Genomic DNA, 25,315 nt, shown 5'->3' with positions numbered 1-25,315 from the left:
GCGCATGAGTAAGACCATATCGTCCGATGCCCGGAAGAAGGACACGCGCGACAAGATCGAGCTTGGCGGCCTGATCGTCAAAGCCGGCCTTCGCTTCGAGAAGCGAGCGCTTCTGCTCGGTGCCCTGATCGACCTGCAGATGCGGCTGAAGTCCGACGATAGCGAGCGATCCCGACTGACAGCGATCGGGGCGGAGGCGTTCGGCGATGAAGGCGAATAGGATCATTCTTGTCATTCTGCCCGCAGTCATGATGGTAGCCACGGTGCGCGCGATGACGGGGATGGAGACATGGCTTTCCGCGTTCGGAAAGACCGAGGCGGCAAAGCTCGCGTTGGGACGGGCTGGGGTAGCGGCACCCTACATGGCGGCGGCTGGGCTCGGCCTGATTTTGTTATTTGCAACAGCCGGATCGGCGCGCATCCGTTCTGCAGGGGCTGGGGCTGCTATCGGAAACGCGGCCGTCATCCTGACGGCTTGCCTGCGAGAGGGCATCCGGCTTGCAGCACTATCGTCCCAGGTGCCGGCGGGAAAATCCGCGCTTTCCTATCTCGATCCTTCGACAATGATTGGCGCGGCCGCTGCGTTGATGTCCGGCTTCTTCGCAATGCGCGTGGCGATGGTCGGTAACGCCGCCTTCGCCCGGGCAACACCAAAACGGATCATCGGCAAGCGTGCCCTGCACGGCGAGGCCGACTGGATGAAACTTGCCGAAGCGGAGAAGCTCTTCTCGGACGCGGGCGGCATCGTGATCGGCGAGCGGTATCGCGTCGACCGAGACGGTGTCGCCGCCGTCTCGTTCCGTGCCGATAACAACGAGACCTGGGGCGCCGGCGGCAAATCCCCGTTGCTCTGCTTCGACGGATCGTTCGGTTCCTCGCATGGCATCGTCTTTGCGGGATCGGGCGGTTACAAAACGACCTCGGTAACGATCCCTACGGCGTTGAAGTGGGGCGGATCCCTCATCGTGCTCGATCCCTCCAACGAGGTCGCGCCCATGGTCTCGAAACATCGTGAAGGCGCGGGCCGGCGTGTCAGGATTCTCGATCCGCGCAAACCCGCAACGGGCTTCAACGCCCTTGACTGGGTCGGCCAATATGGCGGCACGAAGGAGGAGGATATCGCCTCGGTCGCCTCATGGATCATGAGTGACAGCGGTCGCGCAAGCGGTGTCCGCGACGACTTCTTCCGCGCTTCCGGCCTTCAGCTCCTGACAGCGATCATCGCTGATGTCTGCCTGTCCGGACATACACCGAAGGAAAAGCAGACGCTCCGTCAGGTCCGCGAAAACCTGTCCGAACCCGAGCCGAAACTGCGACAGCGTCTGCAGGATATCTACGACAATTCGGGATCGGACTTCGTGAAAGAGAACGTCGCCGCATTCGTCAACATGACGCCGGAAACCTTTTCCGGTGTCTATGCGAATGCCATCAAGGAGACCCACTGGCTGTCATATCAGAACTATGCGGCGCTGGTCTCAGGTTCGACTTTTCGCACTGAGGACATCGCGTCGGGAAAGACCGACGTGTTCATCAACATCGACCTGAAGACGCTAGAGACCCATAGTGGGTTGGCGCGCGTCGTGATCGGTTCGTTTCTAAACGCGATCTACAATCGGGATGGCGCAATGGAAGGGCGCGCCCTCTTCCTACTCGATGAGGTCGCCCGTCTCGGCTACATGCGCATCCTGGAGACAGCGCGTGACGCCGGTCGCAAGTATGGGATCACGCTGACGATGATCTATCAGTCGATCGGCCAGTTGCGGGAAACCTATGGTGGGCGCGACGCCTCCAGCAAGTGGTTCGAGAGCGCAAGCTGGATCAGCTTTGCCGCCATCAACGATCCGGAAACCGCCGACTATATCTCTCGTCGCTGCGGCATGACGACGGTCGAGATCGATCAGGTCAGCCGAAGCTTCCAGTCGCGCGGGTCGTCGCGGACCCGGTCGAAACAGCTGGCAGCCCGGCCGCTTATCCAGCCACACGAAGTGCTGCGCATGAGGGCGGATGAGCAGATCGTGTTCACGGCCGGCAACGCACCGCTGCGATGCGGCCGCGCCATCTGGTTCCGGCGGAAAGATATGACCGCTTGCGTGGAGCGAAGCAGGTTTCTGCGGCGCGACGCGCCTGCACATACAGAATGAAGAGCATCGGAGAAATCAGCATAGATGGGCTAATCGGCTTCGTGCCCCATCCCATCCGTAGGGAGCCAGGGGCTGCACCGCACTGCCGATGATACAGTCGCCTGTCGGAACAGGCACAACCATCATGCAGAGGAGCGCAGCCATGAAACATTATGCCGGCCTCGATGTCTCGGTCAAAGAAACGAGCATCTGTATCGTAGATGAAAGCGGGAAAGTATGCCGCGAACGGAAGGTGGCATCTCACCCGGAGGACCTTGTCGCGATCCTCAGCGATCCCTCTTTTAGCTTGGAAAGGGTAGGCGTTGAGGCGGGCCCCTTGTCCCAATGGCTGTTTGAAGGGCTGGCAGGAGCGGGCTTGCCCATCTTCTGCATCGAGACGCGGCACACCAAAGCTTTCCTGGATGCCCTGCAACAGAACAAGAGCGACAGGAACGATGCACGCGGCATCGCCCACATGATGCGGGTCGGCCTGTTCAAGGACGTGCATGTGAAGACGCTTACCAGCCAGAAGCGTCGCGCCTTGCTGACGGCCCGATCGTTGCTGCAGGAGAAGGCGATCGACCTGGAGAACGAAATGCGCGGGCTCCTGCGCAACTTCGGACTGAAGGTCGGCCATGTCTCTGGCGGCACGTTCGAGAGAAGGATACTCGAACTTGTCGAACACGACACTGAGCTAGCGGAAATCATGGAGCCATTGCTCGCCGGACGGCGCAAGTTGCGAGAAGGTCTTGCCAAACTGGAGAAGAGGGTTCTGGCCGAGGCGAAACAGGACGACGTTTGCAGGCGGCTAATGACGGTGCCTGGCGTTGGGCCGATCGTCTCGCTCGCTTATGTCTCGACGATCGATATTCCCAGCAGGTTTCGTCATTCGCGATCAGTCGGAGCGATATTGGGCCTCACCCCTGTCCTGAAACAGTCCGGCGAAATGAGCCGGGTTGGCCATGTCTCTCTACGCGGGGACGCCATGATGCGGCGACTGCTCTATGAGGCCGCCCAGTCGATGATGACGCGCGTGGTGAAATGGTGCTGGCTGAAGGCATGGGCCATGAACATCGCCAAGCGCCATGGCAGCAAGAAAGCCAAGGTCGCACTGGCCCGCCGCCTCGCCGTTGTCATGCATCGCATGTGGGTGGATGGCACCGAGTTCCGCTGGACAAGGGAGGACAGTGTCTCAACGGTCGCGGCATGACGATCGGCTATAGAGGCGAGAGAGACATTCGAATCCAAGGTTCCGTGTAGCAGCGGAAAACGTCCTTCGCGGACGATGGTGATGTGAGTTCGCGGCGTCGCTTATACCGATGATCCGTCATCAGGATGCAGCATAGATTGGACCACTTCATCTACTGGAACCCATCATGGGAGGGCTGAATGCCGATCCCGGAGAGAAGCGCGGGCCACGAAAAGACGTTGAAAGCTGCATCAGCCGGACGCAGATAACACCTGCTCCTGTAGAGCAACGCTTTCGGCTGGAAAGCGCCATTAGCGGACCTTGCTGCTAAGCCGGGTTTGATAATCGAATGTGCCGGTCGGCGCGCATCGCAAGCCACCTGCCGGGTGTCATCCCGAAGGCGCTGCGAAATTGGCGTGTAAGATGTGCTTGGTCTGAGAACTGGCATTCTGCAGCTACTCGTGCCAAACCGACACCAGCTTCCATTAACAGTTTTGCGCGGTCTAGGCGGCGCATCATAACGTAGCGGTGAGGGCTCGTGCCAAGCAAAAGACGAAACTGCCGCGCCAGAGAATAGCGATCAAGCCCTGTCAGTGCCTCTAGGGTTTCCGAACGGATGGTTTCATCGCTATGACTTGTAAGGTAGTCACGTGCCCGGAGAATAGCGATCCGGGCAATCTTCGTCACGGGCTTAGCAGGTGCTCCGGCCTCAATCGAGAGAATCACTGAAATCCGTGCGATGGCATCATCCAAAGCCAGCTCGTCCGGTCCGTGGTCGAGATCATACAGAATGGTGGCCAGCGCGTGCCATAGGTCCTCATTCGTAACGACCGGATCGGGAACGAATGGAAGTGATCTAGTATGCGCGTGAACAGAACCGATTAATTCCGGCGGCAGATAGACCATTCGATAAATTAAGCCATCTGCCGTCCCGGCAGCGCCATCGTGGACTTCATCGGGGTGCAGAACAATAACCTTGCCAGGGCTACTGAAGCGATCAGCGCCGCGATAACGAAACGTCTGCACGCCATGGAGGGTCAGACCTAATGCATAGGTGTCATGTCGATGCGGTGAAAACCCGTTGCCGCGAAAACGCGCTTCGATCCGCTCGATGCCACCTCCGTCACTGGTTACCCGCAGACCGTTCTGGAACTCGCCTTTGCACAAACGTTCAATACCGAAGGTAAGCTCTGGCGATAATGGTTCGCTTTTCTCAAATCCCTGACTGGAGTTTCCAAACATGTTTGACACCAAGATCGCAATCGTTTTGCGCGATGACCTCGCCACCTGGCAGAAGCTGAACGTTACCGCCTTTCTGATGAGCGGTATCATTGCCCAATCACCGACGATTATTGGCGAAATATATCGGGATAGAGCGGGTAATGTCTACAATCCGATGTCCGTCCAACCGGTGGTCGTGCTCTCGTCTGATCAAGAGCAGCTCCGCACCATTCACAAACGAGCTTTGGAACGTGAGGTAACTGTCTCAGCCTATATCGAAGAGATGTTTGCGACTGGCCATGATGTCGCCAACAGAGAGGTTTTTTCACAATTCTCACCAGACGACGCCAAACTTGTCGGGGTCGCATTGCGCGCAGATAAAAAGACTGTCGATAAAATTACGAAAGGCGCGAAGATGCATCAGTAGTCTCTCTGGTGAAGATGACCGCTTCGGGCCGACTGCGGACGAACCCTTGCTTTCTTGGCTAACGGATAGACGGGATAGAGCTTGACCTCAGCCCGCCGATTAGAGAAGCGACGACCGGTAGGGCGTGATTTCGGGAATTCTCGTCATGCTTCGGTCGGATATCGGGCAGCCGTAGGAGGCTTAGCATGGCGCCGCGTCAGCGGAAGCCGGGACCGACTGCCCCCGACCGAGGCATTCCGCTTAAGAAAGCCATCTACTCTTCAGAGACCGCGTCAGTCAGTCCGTCGAACACCTCCATCATCGCGTTGGTGATGGCTTGGCCAAGATCGTTGCCAGCCACGCGGACATCTTCCTCAGAGCCGTCACGAGCAGCACGCGCAAGTTCGAAACCCTGATCAGCAACGATCTGCTTGGCCACCTCGATCGCCCAGAGGCCAAAGTCGCCACGGGTGTCGATTTGGATAGCGTCTTCCATTTGCTTCTCTCGTAGTTGGTTCGTCGGGTTCTCTTTCACAAGCATTCTGACAGGACAAGCGCGAGTTAGCGATGGGGAGCGGTGACGACCTAAGAGAGAACCTCGCGACTGGATGCATGTACGCCAGATCCGACGATGTTGCTCATCGCCAAATGAGACATCCGCTTTCGGACGCGCAAAGCAGCCGATCTCACCGTTTGCGGGAGGATCGTAACCCGACTGGGCGAAGACCGCTCGCGGGCTTCGTTCGCTTCGGCGAATAGAGCCGTACGCCGAAGGCGGACCGCCCAAACTCGCTAGCTTCTCCACATCACGAATTTGAATCGATCACGCCCGAACGATTCACAACTCTCGTTGGACGGCGAATCCTGAAAACACGATCATGTCGGTATGGTCACTCAACCCTACCACCTCTATGTCGAGAGAACGGACTCCACGAAAAACATGGCCCGTTTCTATGCGATGGCCATCGAGCCTAACCTGTTTGGAGAAGCTTGCCTGATGCGGCGTTGGGGACGTATCGGAACGAAAGGCCAGTCAATGAGCCATCATTTTAAAACGGAGCAAGAGGCAGTGGCCCTGTTCCTCGATCTCCTCCGGCAGAAGCGGCGCCGCGGCTATGCAGCAACTGTCCGTCAATCATGCGCCGATACCTGATAGATGACGCCGGAATTTGAGGAACAGGCATGAAAGACAAGGCAGACATTCTGGCTCATATGCGAATGCCTGACTTCATGAAATTGGTCCTCATGGCGATGGTCGCACTGCCATCAGTTGTCCACGTTGCGATTGCTGGAAAGGCTTACGCGACCGACACCAGGTCGAAGGTAAGCGTGGCCTTCCAAAATTGTGCCACCGGAACGCGCCAGGCATGCGTCGTTGACGGAGATACAATCTGGCTGGATGGCCAGAAGATCCGTATCGCGGATATCGACACGCCCGAGGTGAGCGAACCGAGATGCTCATCGGAGCTCGCCCTTGGCAACCGCGCCACGGCCAGAATGCTTGAACTCATCAACGGGGGACCTTTCGAACTCAGAGGATGGCCGGGACGTGACACAGACCGGTATGGGCGCAAGCTTCGCGTGCTGGTTCGTGACGGTCGCAGTCTCGGCGATATTCTGGTCTCGGAAGGTCTCGCCCGGACGTGGAGCGGCCGGAGAGAACCATGGTGCTGAGCTGGAGATCCCGGCCCGGCGAACCGGGCCGGCAGGGCGCTTAGCGCCGTCGGTTCCAGTCGGTCTCGAAAATGATTTCGACCTCGACGAAGAACGGGACCTTGATCGCGATCTTCATGCCGAGCTTGCCCTTGCGGAAGAAGTGACAGATCACCTTCGCGAGTATGTGAAGGCGGCGGCCTGTGGCTTGGAGGAATTTGGCGAGCTGTTGCATATGGTATCTCCTGTCGATTGCGTTTCGTCGCGGGGATGAATTGCGGATCGGGAAGGAGGGCTGCACCGGCCACGGCCGAAGCGCAGCGGAGGACCTGAGGGCCTCAGAATTTTGCTGCGCGAGGAACCGAAGGTGGGGAAAATTCTGCCGGCATCAGGTTGCGGCGGGACGCACGATCCGCATCATTCCCAATGTCGATGAAATGGGATCGACAGGAACCTGAAGCAGATCAACCACGACGATAGCGGGCGACACCAGCCACCTCAGAAAGGCGGCTCGGCTTCGACAAGGCCCTCCATCTCGGCAGCCGCGATGGCCAGTTCAGCCTGGGCGATTTCGAGCTCGGCCTGGATCTGACGGCGCTCGGCGCCATCGACAGCGTTGCGCAGCTCGGCCCGCAGTTCTTCGATCTGGATTTCGAGTTCGTAGGTCATCTTCGTCTCCTTGACGTTTGTGAAAGGTGACCGACGAGTCCGAGAGGGGATGGCGGGGTCAGGGATCGCGCAAGCGACCGGCAGAGCCGGGGAGTGGGGGAGCCGATTTACGGAGGCTGCCCACCGGGCGGGTGGAGTAAATTGGGGGAACCGCTCATCCTTGAGGCCGCGATGCCCGCTTGGTAGGATCGCTCGTTCTGAGCAGCTTCCCCACCTACCGTATGCCACCAAAAAGCCGGACCTAGCTCGATGCCGGGTCCGGCTTTGGTTCTCCGGAGACGAGAAGGCCCCGCCGGTGGCGGAGCCTCGTGATGTCAATCAGTCCCGGTTCGGGCGGGACCAGATGAGCTGGAGGCCATCCTCGCCTTCCACCTCGGCGAGCGTTGCGTAGATGGGAGCCGGGAAGCTCGGATCGTCGAGCTTGACCGAGAGGTAGTCGCGGCCCTCACCGGAGGTCTTCTGCCAGGCCGCGCCCAGTTCAACGCTCCCGGCATAGACGCGGAACTGCGGGCCCTTGTCGGAGGGGTTCTCGACCCGGGCGATGCGTGCCTTGACGTTGAGGGCGAGCGTGCGGATGGAGCCGGTGAAGCCGGTTTCGGTGGAGGTGAAGGTGCCGATGGTTGCCATTGTCGTATTCCTTTTTTCGTGTTCGGGCCGCGCCCATCGCGGCCTCGATGGCTGTCGCAAAGACCGGTGACGATCGGACCGCACCCAGCCGGGGTCCCCATCGCGCTCGCGCGCTGGGGTGGCGATTGGGCCGCAATGAAATGGAGGGCGACAAGTCGCAGATTTGTTAGTGGGAGAGGAGGAACCCGTGAGGGATCCGGGGTAAGAAATCTGTGCCTTGTCGTTGCGGGAAGACGATCGAGGCGCAGCCGGTCTCCGGTCAGACATGCCACATCGAGCCCGCAGATGGGTTGCCGGAAACTCTGACGTGAAGGGATATGGCAATGGCGTTCCACCGGATTTGCCCTGGGCACGAATGGCATCCGTTCCATCGCCGCACTCGCACCGCCGTCGCCGCATGCTTGAGTTGGGGAAACGCTACACCGTAAACATTGGCCGGCTTGCCCGCTATGCGGCGTGCGATATCGTGCACACGCGAATCGCAGCCTGGAAGAACAATGCGTCAGCAGACCAAGCCGTTTATCATTGAGCGCAAACCGTCCCGCAAACCAAAGCCCGACGTTGCAAAACCGTCGATCTGGGGAGGGCTGGATGCTGATATTGCACAAGGTCTTCAAGACCAGCGCGACATGGATGACACGGCCGCTACCGGTGGTGCCGACCGCGCCTGAGCGTCAGGCCGCAGCCCTCAAATCCGCTTCCGGCTGCAAGGAATGCAGGAAGCTCACAGCGCGCTGCGCATGGGCCGCCGCCTGGAAGATCGCCCGCTTGTCGTAGGCAAGGACCGATAGCCACGATTGCAGATAGGATGCGTGATCCGGCCGTGGCTCGAGCTCCGGCGCGATGCCAAGATCGGCGCAGAGGAAGCAGCTGCCGAGTTCCGCGATAAGTTCTTCGCGGGCGCGATCCGTCCGGTCCTTGGCATATCGAGAAAGATCACGTCCGACCCGATGTTCAGCCGCTGTCCAGTGGGTCTTATGCCGATATCGGCATAACGGGCATAATGCCGCGATCCGGATTATGCCGCATGGCCTCCGTTGGAGCCCTGTTAGCCTGGTTTCGGCCATGCGGCTGTTCGGGATAATCAGAGCCCTTCTAGGAAGGCGAGTAGGTTATCGTCTGGCCTGAACCGCCCCGAAGGCGTGGCCGGGGCCGCGACGCGGGCAAGCGCCTTTTCCTTCATTCGCATGTCGGCATGGATGTAGATCTGGGTAGTCTCGACGTTTTCGTGACCAAGCCAGAGCGCGATCACGGCAGGATCGACGCCGTGATGGAGCAGGTCCATCGCCGTACTGTGGCGCAGCGTATGCGGCGTAACCCGCTTGCAGCCAATGCTGGGGCACGTGCGTGATGCCGTCAGGCAATGTTTGCGCACGAGATGCTCAAGGGCATCGTGGCTCAGCGGCTCCCCTCTGATCGATGGGAATAGCGGCCTGCCCTTGTCACCGTCCCCGATCCAAGCGGCCAGGAGCTTGGCCGTTTCACGGCGAAGCGGGGTGGCGCGCTCCTTCCTGCCCTTTCCCATGCAGCGGATATGTGCGCCGGATCCGAGCACCACGTCAGCACACTTGAGACCGACCAGCTCGGAGGCCCTGAGCCCGGTTTGTACCGCGAGTAACAACAGGGCATGGTCGCGTCGCCCCGCCCATGTCTTCCGGTCAGGCGCTGCCAGCAAGGCAGCGATTTCATTGGTGTCGAGGAACGTCACCTCCCGCCGCACATAGCGCTTGTTCGGCATGGCGAGGATGCGCTGGCATTGCAGCAGCCAAGTCGGGTCGATTATCGCGACATAGCGGAAGAAGGATCTGATCGCGGCGAGCCTGGTGTTCCTGCTGCGTGCGCTGTTGCCTCGGGCGGTCTCCGTATAGACGAGGAAGTCGGCAACCAGATCGGCGTCAATATCCTCGATCAACAACTTGACCGGCGGCTTGCCGTGTCGTGCACTTGCGTACCGCAACAAAAGTCGGAACGTATCCCGGTAACCGGCAATCGTATGGGGGCTCGCTTCCAACTGGATGCGTAGCCGGTCAGTGAAGAAGCGCTGGATTAGAGAAGGCAAGGTGGTAACACTCATCGACGTGTCTCCCCATCGCCGGATGTCGCTCGCGCCATTGCCAGACCGAGCAATTCTGGCACTGCTTCCAGATACCAATACGTGTTGGCAGGACTGCCGTGACCGAGATAGGTAGTCAGCCGGATCATCTCGCGTGCCGGGTCTTTGCCGGTACGGTACCACTGGACCATCGTCTTCACCGCGAAGCTGTGGCGAAGATCGTGAACGCGCGGTCCCCGTCCATGTTTGCAGTGTGGTTGATGGGTTCTGAGCCCGGCGTCCTGACATGCCCGCGCAAAGCTGTATCGGGCCCCGCAGTCGGTGAGCCGTGAAGCTTTGTCGGTGACGAACAGCGGCGCGACAGGATGGCCTATTAGCCGGTCCCGTTCGACAAGATAATCGATCAGGTGCGTGACGACGCTGAGATGGAGCGGTAGCAAGCGCTCTTTGCCAAGCTTGCCCTGCCGTACCCGCAGCACACCGTTCAATGTGTCGATGTCATCCCGGTCAAGCGCCAACGCCTCGCTGATACGAAGACCAGTAACCGCGATGAGCCCGAACAGAGTGGAGCAGGTCAGGCCTCGCAGACCGTAGACCGACGGCAGTTCTTTGGCGGCAGCGATGATTGTTCTGATTTCATCGTCGCTGTAAATGTGTGGACGCGACCGTCGGATCGAGCTTGGTAACAGTCCTCTGCTGGGCACCTCATGAGCTGGATCGAAGCTGCTGAGCCACTGTGCAAACAGACGTACAGCAGTCAGCCTCGCTCCTCTGGTCGAGGAACAGGCCTCAGCCAGGGTGGCGTGCCAACGCAGGAACAACGCCGTGTCGACATGTGTGGCGCCCTCGCGGTCAGCGAACCGGGTGAAGCGACGAAGGATGCGAGCAGCGGTGCCAAGATCATAGCCCAGGCTGCGCCTGACACTCAGATAGCGGTCGAGTTGGATGGTGAGGCTCATCACACACATCCCGCCACTGGCCAAGGCTGTGCGATCGATCGCAAGCCTTCAATGTCGAGGCGTGCATAGATCATCGTCGATGTTCGTGATCGGTGTCGCAACACGTCGCCGATTTCATCCAGCGAAGCCCCCGTGTTCACCAATTGGGTCGCAAGACTATGGCGGAGCAGGTGCGATCCCACATAGGGTGTCACCGGCTTCTGGCCGGTTGCCCTCAATGCCTCTTTGAGGACGTTGTTGACGATCTGGCTATCTCTGAACGGTCGATGCGGCGCGCGATGGGTGACAAACATCGCGCGGCATGTCGCCGGGCCTCTCTCTTCGCGAAGGTAGCGGCTGAGCGCATCGCCGACCTCCATCGAGATCGGTAACCGGTCGTGCAGCTTGCCCTTGCCGCGCACCATAAGTTCGCCCGCGCGCCAATCGATGTCGTCGAGTTGGATTGCCATGACCTCGACTGCTCTCAACCCGAGCCGGGCCATCAGCAGCAGCATCGCATAGTCCCGTGCGCCGTGCCTTGGATTGTTGCGCACATTGGCCAGGACCGCTTCAACACCATCTGGCGACAGATGTCTTGGCAGTCGCGGGCTCCACGACTTTGCCGTTTTCGGCACGCTCAGCGCCAGATTGGTCGACGTGGCTCCACATGCAAACAGATATTGGAGGAAAGTCCGAACATGCGTTCCAATCGTTTTGTCGCGGCGCGCACTTGCCAGGGCATGCTCCACGAACCCGATCGCATCGGCGGGACGCAAGCAACCGATATCGATCGTCGTTTCTCCGAAGCGGTAGTCGAGGAAACGGTTGGCAAAGCGCAGCGAGTGATAGATCGTCCGCTGGCTGAGACCTCGTTGTTTGACGAGATAGGTTTCGAACCTTGCCAACAAGTCGGCCCGCGCGATCTGCGCTTGGGTTGGCGCCGTGGCCTCTACCACTCCGATGTCGATCAGATGCTGGGCAAACCGATGTGCGAGTTTGTGAGGGCGGACACTCTGGTAATACCTACGCGGCAAAGTCCGTCCTAGCCGATCGGCCGTGTCTAGCGTGAGTTTTGAAGGCTTTACCCCTTCCGCATCCATCACCTGGCCAAGCCTTCGAATGATCGACCGGTACTCTTTGATGGTCGGCGCCTTATAATCGGCGGCGACGAGACGCTGGGTAAACGAGTCCAGGTAGGGCTCGATGCAGGTGTTCAGAATTGCAGGCATCTTTCGTGTGCTCCTTGTTGTTGGAGCCACGAAGATTATGCCGAACGCGATTGACGCGATCACCTTGCAGGCCGCGGGTTCTCAAAGAGATGCGGCATAATACGGATCACGGCATTATGTGTCGCCTCATGGCTGAGGACGGCCGCGTATCCGGCAGCATCGCGAAACGCCTCGAAGGGCGGCATCTGGATATAGTCCATGACCGGCGAGTAGTAGGCCTGGTTGCCGCCGTGGCGGATGACTGCGCCCGTCGCTTTGAAGAAGCGATCGGCGCTCTCGATGCGCTCGACAGGATCCCGTACCTTTGCTGGCGGGGCATAATAGGTGTCAGGCAAACCATCGATCTGCTCGAGTAGGGTAGGCTGGCGGCGCCTCAATGAGGACGCGGCTCAGCCCCCCTCCGAACCGGACTTGCACCTTTCAGCGCATCCGGCTCTCCACGACTACGTGTTCCATCTCGTCGTTGGTCAACTTGGCCAGCAGCATGGACGGAGCGATGGCAGGGCTGGCAAAGCACAATGCGCTTGCGTAATCGTGCCGCCGGCATGTACCGGGCAAGCCCTGCTTTCTCCATTTCCGCGATCTTTCTGACATGATGGATTTCACATGGAAGATCTGTTCGACCGCATCTGGTACATTTCTGCGCGTTGAGGCGTTCGACCATTTCTGTCCTGCTGAACACGAACTTTGATGATTGTGGGCGATCAATGTCACCCCATTTTCGCGGTTCGCACTTCAGGTCCTTCAGCTGCCAGATCTTGATCTCTCGGGGTTCCTCTCCGACTTGGAAGCGAACGAAGAAGTCTTGCCCTCGGCGCATCTTGGAGAAGATTTCCCTCGCAGACGTTTTGTGCTTTGCTGCGATGGTTTTGACGCAGCTCATCAGGGCAAAGTACCCGCCCTTATTGAGCTTGCGTTTCACATCATCGGCAAGCGCATAGTAATTTGCGAAGCCTCTCCATTCAGCGTTGTAGGCCATGACAATTTCGACGTCACTCGCCAATGTCAAAGCGGGACGGTGGCGAGGACGAAAGGCATCGTAGTCGCCCCATCCTTTGCCATTGACAAACCGGACCACCTTTTCCCTTGGGACATTCAGCTTCAAACGATCTGCCAACCCTCGCCGCAGTGCTGGACGACCATAAAAGGTCGCCTTGTGCGGATTGCGGTTGGTCGATGTCCTGACATCGTATCCAAGGAAACGCGCTCCGTCCGAAGCCTTGCGGATGCCGCTCTTCTCATCCGATACGCTCAGTTTCAGGTTTTTGGAGAGGAATGTCCTCACCTCTTCCATGATCTGTCGCGCATCGTCTTTGCTGCCAATTATGCCGATCAAGAAGTCATCAGCATAACGGCAGTAGCGGAGCCGCTTGTAATTCGGATCGAATGCGTCGGTGGCGGGCACAGTCAAACGTTCCGCCTTCAGCCGACTGATCTCCTCCAATTTGGATTTGATCTCTGCATCATCATCGCCTCGATCAAGACGAAGCTGATCCACTTGCTTACGAAGCCGCGTCAGACGATTCATGATCCGTCGGCCTTCGACCGATGGAACACGTTTCCCGCCCCTATGGTAGGCTGTGACCTTCGATTCCATGTACTCGTCGAGTTCATGGAGGTAGATGTTTGCCAGTATAGGGGAGACAATACCGCCCTGTGGGGTGCCGCTGTAGGTTCGGTGATAAACCCAATCCTCCATATAGCCCGCTTTCAACATTCCACGGATCAAGCCGATGAATCGGCTGTCGTGGATACGTTTTTCAAGCAAGCCAATGAGGACGTCGTGATCAATGTTGTCGAAGTATCCGACCACATCGACATCGACCAGCCATTTCACCCCTGTCCACACCGCACGGATGTTCTCCAGCGCAGTATGACAGGATCGGTTCGGTCTGAATCCATGAGAGTGCTGCGAGAACAGCGGCTCATAGATTTGCTCCAGAAGAATTCGAACAACCTCCTGGACCAAGCGGTCTTCCGTCGTCGGCACGCCAAGCGGCCTTTTCTTGCCGTTGGCTTTGGGAATGTACACCCGACGTACTGGTTGCGGACGATAGGTCCCGTTCGCCAGCCGCTCGATGATCGAACGTATCTTTTCCGACGTGAAGCCGTCAAAGGTCTGTCCGTCAACGCCCGGCGTCATCGCACCCTTGTTCTGTGCGATTTTATGGTAGGCTTGCTCCCAAAGGAGCGGAGCCTTCATAAGGCGATAGAGCCCATTGACCCGCCGACCCGACCTAACAATGATCGGGAGCGATCCAACAGCCCTTTTGATAGTATCTGGCAGCATTAGCACACCTCTTCGCAAGGTTTTGGATCGTAGTCGCTGCCGTCCTTCCCCTGATCCGCAGAATTTTCGCCCAAGTTGCCCTGAGCTTATATTCTCGACCATCCGATGATTTCGGCTGTCCCGGTCATTACTCCGGGCATTTGAGTACTATGACGGCTCCGTACCCATACAGGTCATCAGCAGAGCCGATGCCTGCTTAGGGCATCCCGTAATTACGAAAGCGGGAGATACGATGTGGTTAGGTGCCCCGTTCGTTCACTTACCCCTCCGATGGAGGATGCGCCGAATGGGCTGGCTTTCCCGATATCGGGGTTGGAGGACCTCAACACCCTGTCCTCTGTCCATTCGGTGTGCCGTGTCAGTCGTTCTACGACACCGCTCCGGTTGTAGGCCGCTGCAAACTAGGGTTCAGGCAATACAGCTTTCACCATACACATCTTGCCCTGACCCGCCGCATCGCAAACGACTTTGATGCTTTGGGCCTTTTCCGAACATGCTATTGTTCCCCGCTCCTTTCGGAGTCACAATCGTTGCCGATCGAGGTGAGTTCGGCAGGCATGAGCTATCCCAGCAAGCTCATTCACTCATCGTGACACTCCCATACTTTCGCCGTTACGGCGCACTATTGAACACCGAATATGCCTTCAGGAACGGGATTTCCCGATCGACATCATTGCCGTTTCCGTCGGCCACCGACTTGGTGAAGCGGCTGGCGAAGACGACCGTCGAGCCCGTTTCGCCTTTCCGCACGGACCCGCCCAGTTCCAGGGCGTGCTTGAAGGTCATCCACATCGAGGAAGAGAAGCCGCGAGACATCTGCTCCGACCAGAGGAGCAGCACGTTCATGCCCGAATAGGGCAGGCCGCTGTGTCTCACCGGCCGGGTGATCCGCCCATCGGTATTGGCGGCGCTCCATGGTTTCATCCAGGGACGCACGCCCTGTTCGAGATCCTCGACGATCCGATCTGTGATCCGCGTGTAGATGTCGACACGCTCAGATTCCGCTTTTTTTGTCATGCCTTCTTCTCCTTTTCTCAGGACCGCGCCTATCGCGGCCCGTCACGGAGGTCCGAGGTCAGGGGCCGATGGTGCGCCCATGCACCGGAACGGCCGCAACAGCGTGGAGGACGGCGAAGCCGTTGCAAGGGCGCCCGGCTCCTGCAGGACCGCCGAGCGGGACGGGCCGCGACAGGCACGTCTTCAGCCTTCATTTTCGACACAAGAAAAGGCCGGAGCCTGCAGGCCCGGCCTTTCGGGTAAGAGAGAGTGGGCGGGGCGTTGCCCCCGCCGATGGTGTCATCCGAGAGCAGCCATCTGTGCTTCGGCCGCCTTGCGGTCGAGCGACGCGCCGGGGTTCTCGACCGGCCGGTCGAACGGCTTCCAGCTCTCACCGACCACCTGTTCGTAGGCGGCCACAGCCCCTTCGGCCGCCATGCGCAGCGCGTGGGACTGGACACCCATGTCGGCGGCGAACTCCCGCTTGCGCTGGGCGCCGCTGTCATAGCCGACCGGACCGTCGAGATCCTCGTCGCGGAGATCATTCGATGCCTTGGCGGTAGCATCACGCGCCTCCGTGACGGCGCGGGAGTAGAACTGTCCGGCGCCATGCGCGGATCCGACGAATGCTCCGACGATGCGCTGGAGGTGGATCTGCATCGCTTTTTCGCCAAGGCCCTCGGAAAGGCTTTCGGCGGTCTCGACGATCAGCCGCTCGTGGAGGCTGCGAATGCCATCGCTGTCGACGACTGCCGTGCCGAAGCTCTCGGCGATCTTCTGCGCCTGCGTGGCGTCAGGGCAGGAGAGGCGGACCATTTCGAGGGTGGTGCCGCGGCGGGATTGCGTCGACCGAGGATTGGAGCGGTTGGGGGTTGAGGGCTTGGCCATGTCTGTTCCTTCCGTGGCTTCCGAAGCGGTTCCGGCCCCGTGCCGGTCTGCCCTTCGATGCGGACGACCAGAACCGGCAAGGGACGGGCGGCTTCACAGGTCCGATCCGGCTGAACCAGCAGGGCAGGGTTGCAGGCCAGCAGGTCTTGACCTGAGCAGACCGCGAGCCTGCCCTCGCGCAGAGAGGCTGGGTCGGCCGCCCCGCGGCGCGAAAGCGGCCTTGAAACGACCGGACGCCGGTTCAGACCGCAGCGAAAAGAAGGGCAGTCCGGCACGGGGCCGACATCAGGAGCAAGCCGTAATGGGACGACATCGCCAAGCCCGCCACACCGACACACATCATTGCGGCACGGTAGTTTGACACCCGCCAGCCTCCACACTGGGACCGACCGTCATGGTGACTATTGCGCGAGCGGGTGATCGCAATGCTCGATTTCGTCGGTAACTTGCTCTTGCGCCGCCAGCCTGCGGTCAAGTCCGTCGAGTTCGCCCCACCTTTCGAAGACAAGCCGCTCGACAAGCTCCCGATGGTAGTGCCGTGGACCGCTTCGGCGTCGCCCCCGGCTCCGGACCTTCATCGTAATCGCCTGCCGTCCGGCGCGCGCCGCAATCTGCCGGTTCAGACAATCAAGATGCCGCTGGGTCTCACGCCGAGCGCCGATTGCCTGCGCCAGAAGTTTTGGAACGAAGACGTCGATCATGACCCATCCCCCCGCTTTCGCCAGCCGATGAAGGAGGATGGCCCATGATACTCAGCATGGCGGACGGGATCGATGACGAATCCGAACCGGCCGCGCCCGGCATACTCGATGCTCGGGACCAGGAACCTACGCCCATCGTCGCCAGATCTCCTGTCACCGCCGACGACCGCTACGACCTCGGTCATCTCCGGGTGCTGATCGGAGAAGATCGCCGATACGACGACGTGGTCAGCAGAATGACGTTCATCGAAGGTCCGACGATCCCTGGCCCAACTTTCACCGTCGGCCAGCTTGGAGCCGTGGATCGCCTCCCATTCATCCGGCCATGTATTGCGGATGGTCTTTTCGGCAGTGGACCGCTCGTAGCCGGTGAACAGCTCCGGAAAGCTGAGCGCCACGATCGCCCATTCGCAATCTTCCTCGTACCAAGGGCTGTCCTTCCGCAGCAGCGGATGGACTTTGGCATTGCGAGCGGGAGAAAGATGGAGGCCTCCGTGGCCGGCCGTACTGTGGGCGACGACACCGTCGGCATAAATGACCGCCATCTGCGAGCCACCCCAGGGCGTGCTTGCCGACATGCGGGTCTGGACGCGGTTCAACTTCGCCAGATCACATTTATGACCGGCCGTCTCGGCGACACGCGCCCGGAACTCGGCCTCGCCGGCCACTCGGCCATCATGCCCGATGAAGTCGGCGCGGGTCAGCTCGGAGAGCGGCCGGCGAACGAAGACTGCGCTCGCAAGGAAGGCAAAGCCGCTCGGCGCCGTGACCATGGCGAGGACCAGGTCATCGATGCGGGCGACGGGCAAGCCGTCCGCGCTGGTGGCAAGCTCCACCCCCGAAAGATCGGGGGTGGGTGCTGCAATGTTCGACTGGAGGGCGACGGTCATGCTGCCGCCCTCTGATCAAAATCCTGATCGTGCTCGTCCTCCGAGCCCAGATCGGTGCCCTGCGGATCGTCGTGATGCCCTTCTACGTCGGTGTGGCCTTCCTGCTCCTCACCGATGTCCTCGCCGTGACCGTCGTCATCCTCGTGCCCGCTCGAGCCGATGACGTCCGTGGCAGCACCTGCGCGGATCCAGTCGAGCAGCTCGTCGGCCGGCGGGGCGAAGCGGCCGGCGGGATGGACGAAGTGCTGAGTTGCGAAGTGCTCGATGAGTGCTGCACGGGTTTCGCGCACCTTCTGCCGCGGCTGAACAGATGCCTCGGCGCAAGACGCTTCCAGCGCCTGGCGCGACAAGCACAAGAGAAAATCCTCCGAACCCATGTTCGGAAGGAACTCGTCGGCGCCGATCGCATCGCCGGCGATGCGCGCAATCATACCGCTGTTCGACATGCCGCGGCGGCACGAAAGTACGTCGACCAACACGGAGCGGACGGCAACCCGAAGCGTATCCTGATCGAAGGCGAGCTTGCCATGCTCGTCAAACAAGCCCACGACGTGGCGCGAAAAGCGTTTCCCGCCGTAGAAGGTCCCGTCCGCGCCAGAGTCGACGCGTACATTCTGGCCAGCAAACGCCAGCACCATCAGCGCCATCAGCATGTCATCTTCGATCGGCGCGCGGCCGAGCGCGTCGTGCAGGGCATCGGTGCGGAAATCGCCGATCATGTCATGGCCCTTCTGGGTGACGTCGGGCCGAACCTTCGGGGTGGCGGTAACGTCGCCATCGTCAGTCCCGCCGATAGAGCCATCGCCGTCGGGCCCCTTTGGCTTAGCGGCCTCCGGCAATCGGTAGTGTACCGTCTGCACCTTGCCGTCGCGATCGAGATAGAGCGCCGCGTGGTCGGATTTGGACGGCTTGCCGTATACCTGGCTCGCCTTCTTCGGCAATTCCGGCTGGCCCCAGCTATTGACCTCGACGATCCCACCGCGCTTCGGCAGATTGCCGGTCATCCATTCATGCTGGGCGCCGAGGAAGCCCTCGACATTCATGGTGTAGCGGCCATCCTGATCGGCTGGTGCGAAGAGATCCTCCACCCACTCGATCCCGTAGGCCTGAGCCAGATCGTCGCCAAAGCTTGCATCCTTGGCGTACATGCGCCTCTTGGTCAGGGCGTTGGCGATCTGCCACCAAGGCGCGGTGTCTCCCTTCTTCGGCCTATGCGCCTTCCAGACTTCCTTCTGGTCGACCTGGCCGGCGGCCGCGATCACACGCAGCTGCTGCTCGTTTGGCATGTCCCCCAGCGCCATTTGCTCGAGCATGGCCGGCAGGACATTTGCAAGGAGGCGCAGCTTGCGGATCTGGCGAACAGGAAGGGCGAGCGCGACCGCGATCGCTTCCTCGGTCCAACCGAGCGCTACGAGACGCTCGATGCCGCGCCACTGATCGACAGGATTGAGCGGTTCGCGGACGCTGTTTTCGACCATCGAGCGCATCGCGCCGTTATCGTTCGCGGCGTCTGCCACGAGAATTTCGATTTCTTCCAGGCCGGCGGCAATCGCGAGGCGCACCCTACGGTGCCCGGCGTCGATGATGTAGCCGTTACCGCCATCCGCTTCAGGCGCGACCACCGGCGGCTGCACGATGCCGACGGCCTTGATCGTCGCCAGCATCAGCGCATCGGCTTGTAGCGAAGACTTCGACTGGCGCATCCGGTCTGGGTTTTCTTTCAGGGCGCGTGGGTCAACTTTGATGATTTGCATGGTGTTATCCTTCCGTGGGAGTTGCGGACCGGCGCCTTGCCAGCCCTTCCTGTCTTCATTTTTCTCGAAGACATCTCCCGGACCGCCGATCGGCCGGACTGACGCAACTGCAACCGAGCATCCCTGCTGCGAGGAACAAGCGGGGCTGACAGCCCTGCGAAGGGCGAGTGGCCGGGATGGCGCAGGTGGCGGTTGAGCAACCGCGTCGGCAGGAGGACCGATCAGCGATCGGTTCATTTCCTCCTTCTTCTCCTTCGTTACTCTATGGAAAGACCGGTCCGCGCAGACTGCGGCGCGAATGGCGCCCCGGGACCTTTCCAAGAAGCGAAAACGCAAAAAGGGCGCTCGACCCGCGAGGGGAGCGCCCTTTGTCTAACCCGGACGACGCCGAAAGCCATGGCCAAGCGCCATGTGCAGGACATCATCTGAACGGGAAGTAATTGTCAGATATGGATGAGGTCGAGAAATTACAAGTCTCGACCCCATCATTGCAGCGACGGGACTGGAGCCCGGCCGCTGGGCCAGGCTGGGCTTGCCTTCTTATGCAGCAATCGTTTCTGCATCAGCGATAGCGGAGGCCGCCAGTTGCTCCTCGACGTCGCGAAGTTGCTTCTTTTTAGCGCCGAGCTCATCGCCAAACTGGAATGCACCGCCGATGCGCGACTGATAAGAACGCAGACGGCGCTCAGCCTCTTCGAGACGCCGACGATACTGGTGCAGTTCCTCTTCGAAACCGTCGAGGCCATGCTCAAGTCGGGATATGGCACCGAGCGGCGTGACCGTGATCGCCAGATCGATCTCGTACTCCGCGCCGGTCCGCTGAAGCAGCGTCTGGTAGCGATAACCATCGCTTTTGCCGAAGCGCTCACCCTCGTAGACGAGATCGAAGCCACCCATCGTCGCCAGATGCACCTCGCCCTCTTGCTGCAGCTGCAGAAGCGTGAGGATCTCCTTCATCAGCGCGCGGCCGGCCTCCTTGCGTTCGGTATGGTCCTGGCCGAGCACCGTCATGGTGAAGGCGTCGCCACCGGTTGGTCGGAGGCGTACAATGTCCTGGCCTATCTCCTCGATGCGCCGGGTCGAGACCTCGATCTCGCGCTCGGCTTCGCGCATCTGCCGGCGCACGGCATATTGGTCATCCTCGTGGGCTGCGCGCAGTCGTTCGAGCCGGGCGATATCGGCCTCCAGTCCGGCCTTTTGCATCAAACGTTCGTCGCCTGAGGCAATGGCCTTGGCCATGGCAAACTGGTTGGCTGCCCCTTCTCCGACGTCTTCCAGGCGCCGGATCGACGTATCGCCGGAAAGCGCAGCTGATATGAACCGGGCTTTCCGCTCGTTGTTCTGCCACATGCTGGCATCGAGTGAACCCTCCGTGGCATAGGCGAAAATATCGACCTCGTCGTGCTGATTACCCTGACGGACGATCCGACCCTCCCGCTGTTCGATCTGCGATGGCAGCCACGGGACATCGAGATGGTGGAGCGCCTTCAGCCGAAGCTGGGCGTTGACGCCAGTACCCATCGTCTCCGAGGAGCCAATCAGGAAGCGGACTTTTCCAGCTCGTACATCGCCAAACAACCTCTGCTTGGCCTCGGTCTTCTTAAAATCCTGCATGAAGGCGATCTGTGATGGCGGCACACCGAGCCGGACCAGCTCGTCTCGAATAAAGCGATAGGCGGAAAAGCCTCGGGACTTTTCCACATTGACCGTGCCGAGATCGGAAAAGATCATCTGAGCGGCGCCGGGCAGGTCGAAATCCTTGCCATCAGGGCGGCGATAGATGGCCTCACTGGTCTCCATCCAGATCCGATGAGCATTGCGCACAAGCAGACTGAGCTTGTTGTCCGCCTCGTTCTCGGCCGCCGGCATGACGAAGCGCAGGTCGATTGCCGCATGGCGGCCATCGGTGATGACCGACAGCAGGATGTCGTCGCCGGGCTTGGCCGGCCCTTCGCGCCTTTCGATCGCCTTTATACGGCCATCGAGCATCTGCTGATAGGTTTTGAAGAGCGCCGTCGGCTTGGCCGTCAGGATCTGACGCCGGCCAGTCGAGATGTTTGGCACCTTCACATATTGGCGAAGATCGTCCGGCATGACGACGTCGGCAAAGGTCCGGAACATGGCGATGAGCTCGGGCACGTTGACGAAGCTCGCGAAGCGGCTGACGGGCTTGTACTTGCCGGACGGCTGGATCTCGAGCTCGGTCGTCGTGTCGCCGAAGCACGACGCCCAGGCGTCGAACTCATGCAATCCACGTTCCGCAAGTGCCTCGCGGCCGAGCAGGCGCTGGATCGAGAACATTTCTCCGAGCGTGTTGGTGATCGGCGTGCCGGACGCGAGGACCAGCGCACGGCCCGGGTTCCGCGTCTCGATATAGCGGGATTTCACATAGAGATCCCAGGCGCGTTGCGAACCGTTGGGATCGATACCCTTCAGCGTCGACATGTTGGTGGCGAAGGACAGCTTTCGGAACTCCTGCGCCTCGTCGACGACGATCTGATCGACACCAATCTCCGACATTGTCAGCAGGTCATCCTTGCGTGTGGCGAGGCCTTCGAGGCGCTCCTGCAGACCTTCTTTCAGCCGCTCGAGGCGCTTGCGCGAGACGCGGTCCTCGCTATCGACCTTGGTCAGCAGGTCCTCATAGAGCTGAAGCTCGTCCTGGATCATCTCCTGTTCGAAGGCAGACGGCACGGCGATAAACCGGAAGGCCGAATGCGTGATGATGATCGCATCCCAGGTCGCCGTCGCAGCGCGTGACAGGAAACGGGCGCGCTTATCCTTTGTGAAGTTGGTCTCGTCGGCGACGAGAATGCGGGCATTGGGATAGAGGGCGAGGAATTCGCGGGCCGCCTGCGCCAGGCAATGGCCGGGCACGACGAGCATCGCCTTGGCGATCAGGCCGAGCCGGCGCTGTTCCATGATGGCGGCGGCCATGGTCATCGTCTTGCCGGCGCCGACGGCATGGGCGAGGTAGGTCGAGCCATCGGCGATGATCCGCCAGATGCCGCGTTTCTGATGCCCATAAAGAACGAAGGCGCCTGAGGCGCCGGGAAGTTTAAGATGGGAACCGTCGAATTTGCGCGGCGCGATGTTGTTGAAGCGGTCGTTGTAGTCGCGGGCCAGCCGATCGGTGCGATCGGGATCGGTCCAGACCCAGTCCTGAAACGCCTGCTTGATCCTCTGCAGCTTGTCGCGGGCGGCCTCGGTATCAACGACATTGAGCACGCGGCGCTCGCCATCGACACCCTTGAAGACGTCAAAGATCTGCGGCACCCGGCTGTTCAGCGCATCGGCAAGCAGATCGCCGGCATGGCGGCGGCTGGTGCCCCATTCCGATGTCCCGGCGGCACTATAGCCGAGTTGCCGCGCCTCCACCGTCCAGGAGCCGAGCTCCGGCATATGATGGATGCGGATATCGGCGTCCATCTTCTCCTTCACGAAGGCGACGACATCGGCGCCCGGGATCCATGGCGCGCCGAGACGCGCGGTGATGTCGGAGGGGCGAAGATCGGCCGGCTGGACATCGGTCAATGCGCGGACATTACGCTCATAGGTCGGATCGAGCTCGGCTGCAGCCTGCGCTGCCGCGAGCTTGGTGCGAACCGCACCCGAGAGATATCCGTCCGCTGTCTGCCATGATCCATCGGCCGGGTCGCGGAAGATGGCCTCGCCCAATTCGTCGACCACATCAGCGGGATCGCTGTGGAGCAGCTCGGCGATATGGTCGATATCGACATGGCCGCGTTCATTCAGCACGACCGCAAGCGAATCTGCAGGGGAGGTGATCGTCGGCGCAGACGGCGGCGCGATCACCCGTTCGGAAAAAATCGGACCGGGCTTCGCCGTGTCGGTCTCCAGATCGTATTCCTCGATCGAGGCGACCAGCCAGCAATCCGGATCGTCGCGGAAAGGTGCCAGGTTCGGCTGGCGGTGGGTTTCCTTGATCTCGCCGGTCTCCGCGTCTTCCTGAATGGAAACGGTCGTATGGTTGACCGGTCCGAAATCGCGGACGAAGCTCGACCAGGCGATACGGAGCCGCACCTGAAGGTCACGCCAGGGCCGAGCGGTCTCCTGCGCCTTCAACACCTCGCGCACGGCATCACGGATCGGGATCAACTTCGAAATGATCCGGATATGCTTTTCCGAGATCCCATCACCAGTACGCCCCTTTCGGACCGTGACAGGCACGGCCGATCCATCGAGCATCTGCATCAGGCCGTTCGACTGATCGAGGAAGAAGCTGCCCTCGCGAACGGGGCCTCCTTTCGACTGCAGATCGACGATCTCGCCAAGCTCGTCCTCCAGATCGATATCTATGGGTGTCGGCTCGCCGTCGTAGAGATCGGTGGGCAGGAGATCGATAGCAGCGGAAAGGGCGGTTTCGAGATCCTCGCCGCCGTGTGGCCGGCATGTATAGGTTTCGCCGAACGGTCCTGACGTCAGCGCGTGGGTGCCGAGCACGAAATCCGGATAGCTAGCAAACCACCCGTTGATGCGGATTGCTCCTTCGTCGTCGCTCGCTGGCCGAACGTCGTCGACATCCAGCCACAGCTGGTCGCCCTCCGGTTCACCGAGCTTGCGCTTGCGGAAGAAAAGGATATCGACGACGACATCCGTGCCGGCGTCGCGGCGAAAGCTGCCCTCGGGCAACCGGAGCGCCGCGATCAAGTTGGCCGATCTGGCGATATGCTTACGGGCCGTCGTATCGACCTTGTCCATCGTGCCGTGTGAAGTCACGAAGGCGGCAAGGGCGCCGGGCTTCAGGAGATCGATCGACCGGACGATGAAGTAATCGTGCAGGCGCAGCCCAAGCGATCGGTAGGCGCGATCCGAACGGACTGTGCGATCGGAGAAGGGCGGGTTGCCGATGGCGAGATCGTAGATCGGCGCCAGATCGGTGCGGGCGAAGTCGCCATTGATGATCCGGGCCTTTGGCTGAAGGAGACGGACGACGCGGGCAGTGACCGGATCGAGCTCTACACCGGTAACATAGGCGGCGTCACGATAGCGCTCCGGCATAAGAGCCGGAAACAGGCCAGTCCCAATTCCGGGCTCCAGCACCCGGCCGCCGCGCCAGCCGAGTTTCTGGATCCCCGTCCAGATCGCCCTGATGATGAACTCGGGCGTGAAATGCGCATACTGAGTGCAGCGGGCGAGCGACGCATAGTCAGCCTCAGAGACCGCGGTTTCGAGCGAAGAGCCGAGCTCATCCCAACCCTCCCGGAAATCGACCTCGCCAGGCCGGCGGAACATACCACTGGCCAGATCGCCGGCGCCGAAGCCGGTGAAGCGGATCAGCTGCGCCTGTTCCGTGAGTGTTGCCGGCCGGTCCTGCTTGGCAATGCCGTCGGCGACGAGGATCGCCGCGACATTCGCGCGGGCGCGATCCTTCCAGGTGGCACCCAACTTGCGGTCATCGTCAAGATAGAAGTTTGCTTGAGACCCTGCTCGCCGAGCAGGCGCGGCAATGACGGGGAGGGCAGGGGCTGGTGCAGGCGGAGTGGGATCCGGGTCATCATCATTGGCAGCATCGGGAGAGAAACCGCCAAACGCGGTCACACCAAGCCTGAGCCCGGAGGACAGGGCAGAGCTGCCGAACATGTCGAAGGTAAAGGGATCATTGCTCATGAAAAGTTCCTTCTAAAAGCGTCCGTGCGTAATCGTCCGGTCGAGGATTCGACCGGCTGA

The 25,315-nt window shown here is 60.5% G+C and carries 21 protein-coding genes and 3 pseudogenes; 8 read left to right on the top strand and 16 right to left on the bottom strand.

The genetic code is table 11. The annotated features are described in order from the left end of the window. Positions 1 to 4 precede the first annotated feature (4 nt). The 3 genes from traD to GGQ66_RS08310 all read left to right on the top strand — a co-directional run bounded on the left by traD (position 5) and on the right by GGQ66_RS08310 (position 3,330). A complete protein-coding gene (gene traD / locus GGQ66_RS08320) occupies positions 5 to 220 on the top strand; it encodes a type IV conjugative transfer system coupling protein TraD (RefSeq protein WP_183791328.1) in 216 nt (71 codons plus the stop codon). Further along, positions 207 to 2,141 (top strand): Ti-type conjugative transfer system protein TraG, encoded by a 1,935-nt coding sequence (gene traG / locus GGQ66_RS08315; RefSeq protein WP_183791326.1) that lies wholly within the window; start codon positions 207 to 209, stop codon positions 2,139 to 2,141. The genes traD and traG overlap by 14 nt, the downstream gene beginning before the upstream one ends. A 142-nt stretch (positions 2,142 to 2,283) precedes the next feature. After that, entirely contained in the window at positions 2,284 to 3,330 is a 1,047-nt protein-coding gene (locus tag GGQ66_RS08310; RefSeq protein ID WP_183791324.1) for an IS110 family RNA-guided transposase, read from the top strand. 306 nt (positions 3,331 to 3,636) lie between these two features. Here GGQ66_RS08310 and GGQ66_RS08305 read toward each other — a convergent pair whose 3' ends face one another. After that, positions 3,637 to 4,551: an AraC family transcriptional regulator gene (locus GGQ66_RS08305; protein ID WP_183791322.1), complete on the bottom strand. Its 915-nt coding sequence runs from the start codon at positions 4,549 to 4,551 to the stop codon at positions 3,637 to 3,639. Between GGQ66_RS08305 and GGQ66_RS08300 the strand changes: the two genes are divergently transcribed. Further along, the gene (locus GGQ66_RS08300) at positions 4,550 to 4,957 is read left to right on the top strand and encodes a DUF2000 family protein (RefSeq protein WP_183791320.1); all 408 of its coding nucleotides are present in this window, start codon (positions 4,550 to 4,552) and stop codon (positions 4,955 to 4,957) included. The two genes, GGQ66_RS08305 and GGQ66_RS08300, sit on opposite strands and share 2 nt — an antisense overlap. Before the next feature lie 253 nt (positions 4,958 to 5,210). Here the strand turns inward: GGQ66_RS08300 and GGQ66_RS08295 are convergent, their stop codons facing one another. Continuing rightward, positions 5,211 to 5,432, bottom strand: a complete 222-nt coding sequence (locus GGQ66_RS08295; protein ID WP_183791318.1) for a hypothetical protein — start codon at positions 5,430 to 5,432, stop codon at positions 5,211 to 5,213. A gap of 390 nt (positions 5,433 to 5,822) precedes the next feature. Here GGQ66_RS08295 and GGQ66_RS08290 point away from each other — a divergent pair, with 390 nt between their 5' ends. Together GGQ66_RS08290 and GGQ66_RS08285 are read left to right on the top strand one after the other, a co-directional pair. Then, positions 5,823 to 6,089, top strand: a complete 267-nt coding sequence (locus tag GGQ66_RS08290) for a WGR domain-containing protein (protein WP_183791316.1) — start codon at positions 5,823 to 5,825, stop codon at positions 6,087 to 6,089. Between the two features lie 29 nt (positions 6,090 to 6,118). Beyond that, positions 6,119 to 6,610, top strand: a complete 492-nt coding sequence (locus tag GGQ66_RS08285) for a thermonuclease family protein (protein ID WP_237358828.1) — start codon at positions 6,119 to 6,121, stop codon at positions 6,608 to 6,610. 40 nt (positions 6,611 to 6,650) lie between these two features. On the opposite strand, the gene GGQ66_RS08280 is transcribed toward GGQ66_RS08285, so the two are convergent. The 3 genes from GGQ66_RS08280 to GGQ66_RS08270 form a co-directional block, all read right to left on the bottom strand. Continuing rightward, positions 6,651 to 6,824, bottom strand: a complete 174-nt coding sequence (locus GGQ66_RS08280) for a hypothetical protein (protein ID WP_183791314.1) — start codon at positions 6,822 to 6,824, stop codon at positions 6,651 to 6,653. 263 nt (positions 6,825 to 7,087) lie between these two features. Beyond that, entirely contained in the window at positions 7,088 to 7,258 is a 171-nt protein-coding gene (locus GGQ66_RS08275) for a hypothetical protein (RefSeq protein ID WP_183791312.1), read from the bottom strand. Positions 7,259 to 7,576: 318 nt separating this feature from the next. Next, positions 7,577 to 7,885 carry a DUF736 domain-containing protein gene (locus GGQ66_RS08270; RefSeq protein ID WP_183791310.1) on the bottom strand — a complete coding sequence of 103 codons (309 nt, stop codon included), beginning with the start codon at positions 7,883 to 7,885 and terminating at the stop codon, positions 7,577 to 7,579. Between the two features lie 497 nt (positions 7,886 to 8,382). Between GGQ66_RS08270 and GGQ66_RS08265 the strand changes: the two genes are divergently transcribed. Further along, on the top strand, positions 8,383 to 8,556 hold the full coding sequence (locus tag GGQ66_RS08265; protein WP_183791309.1) for a hypothetical protein: 174 nt from the start codon (positions 8,383 to 8,385) through the stop codon (positions 8,554 to 8,556). A gap of 3 nt (positions 8,557 to 8,559) precedes the next feature. Here the strand turns inward: GGQ66_RS08265 and GGQ66_RS08260 are convergent. The 8 genes and pseudogenes from GGQ66_RS08260 to GGQ66_RS08225 all read right to left on the bottom strand — a co-directional run. Further along, positions 8,560 to 8,859 (bottom strand): annotated as a pseudogene (locus GGQ66_RS08260) (zincin-like metallopeptidase domain-containing protein); the annotation flags it as partial. A gap of 110 nt (positions 8,860 to 8,969) precedes the next feature. Beyond that, positions 8,970 to 9,959, bottom strand: coding sequence for a tyrosine-type recombinase/integrase (locus GGQ66_RS08255; RefSeq protein WP_183791308.1), 990 nt, complete (start codon positions 9,957 to 9,959; stop codon positions 8,970 to 8,972). Then, entirely contained in the window at positions 9,956 to 10,897 is a 942-nt protein-coding gene (locus tag GGQ66_RS08250; RefSeq protein WP_183791307.1) for a tyrosine-type recombinase/integrase, read from the bottom strand. Before GGQ66_RS08250 ends, GGQ66_RS08255 begins: the two co-directional genes overlap by 4 nt. Further along, the gene (locus GGQ66_RS08245; protein ID WP_183791306.1) at positions 10,897 to 12,105 is read right to left on the bottom strand and encodes a tyrosine-type recombinase/integrase; all 1,209 of its coding nucleotides are present in this window, start codon (positions 12,103 to 12,105) and stop codon (positions 10,897 to 10,899) included. Before GGQ66_RS08245 ends, GGQ66_RS08250 begins: the two co-directional genes overlap by 1 nt. 116 nt (positions 12,106 to 12,221) lie before the next feature. Next, a pseudogene (locus GGQ66_RS08240) lies at positions 12,222 to 12,458 on the bottom strand (zincin-like metallopeptidase domain-containing protein); the annotation flags it as partial. A gap of 20 nt (positions 12,459 to 12,478) precedes the next feature. Then, complete coding sequence (gene ltrA / locus GGQ66_RS08235) at positions 12,479 to 14,308, bottom strand: group II intron reverse transcriptase/maturase (RefSeq protein WP_210287206.1); 1,830 nt, start codon at positions 14,306 to 14,308, stop codon at positions 12,479 to 12,481. 711 nt (positions 14,309 to 15,019) lie between these two features. Then, positions 15,020 to 15,412, bottom strand: a pseudogene (locus GGQ66_RS08230) (ArdC-like ssDNA-binding domain-containing protein); the annotation flags it as partial. Positions 15,413 to 15,691: 279 nt separating this feature from the next. Then, positions 15,692 to 16,279: a hypothetical protein gene (locus GGQ66_RS08225; protein ID WP_183791304.1), complete on the bottom strand. Its 588-nt coding sequence runs from the start codon at positions 16,277 to 16,279 to the stop codon at positions 15,692 to 15,694. 425 nt (positions 16,280 to 16,704) lie between these two features. On the opposite strand from GGQ66_RS08225, the gene GGQ66_RS08220 reads away from it, so the two are divergent. Further along, complete coding sequence (locus tag GGQ66_RS08220; protein ID WP_183791303.1) at positions 16,705 to 17,028, top strand: hypothetical protein; 324 nt, start codon at positions 16,705 to 16,707, stop codon at positions 17,026 to 17,028. Here the strand turns inward: GGQ66_RS08220 and GGQ66_RS08215 are convergent. From GGQ66_RS08215 to GGQ66_RS08205, 3 genes are all read right to left on the bottom strand, one after another. Continuing rightward, positions 16,977 to 17,870, bottom strand: a complete 894-nt coding sequence (locus tag GGQ66_RS08215) for a DUF7007 domain-containing protein (RefSeq protein WP_183791302.1) — start codon at positions 17,868 to 17,870, stop codon at positions 16,977 to 16,979. The genes GGQ66_RS08220 and GGQ66_RS08215 overlap by 52 nt on opposite strands. Further along, complete coding sequence (locus tag GGQ66_RS08210; RefSeq protein ID WP_183791301.1) at positions 17,867 to 19,624, bottom strand: ParB/RepB/Spo0J family partition protein; 1,758 nt, start codon at positions 19,622 to 19,624, stop codon at positions 17,867 to 17,869. The genes GGQ66_RS08215 and GGQ66_RS08210 overlap by 4 nt, the downstream gene beginning before the upstream one ends. Positions 19,625 to 20,164: 540 nt before the next feature. Further along, a complete protein-coding gene (locus GGQ66_RS08205; RefSeq protein ID WP_183791299.1) occupies positions 20,165 to 25,255 on the bottom strand; it encodes a helicase-like domain-containing protein in 5,091 nt (1,696 codons plus the stop codon). Positions 25,256 to 25,315: the final 60 nt, after the last annotated feature.

The sequence above is a fragment of the Allorhizobium borbori genome (assembly GCF_014196535.1).
Taxonomy (GTDB): Bacteria; Pseudomonadota; Alphaproteobacteria; order Rhizobiales; family Rhizobiaceae; genus Ectorhizobium; species Ectorhizobium borbori.
The sequence above is the reverse complement of the archived record's forward strand: the minus strand, read 5'-3'. Positions and strand labels throughout refer to the sequence as shown.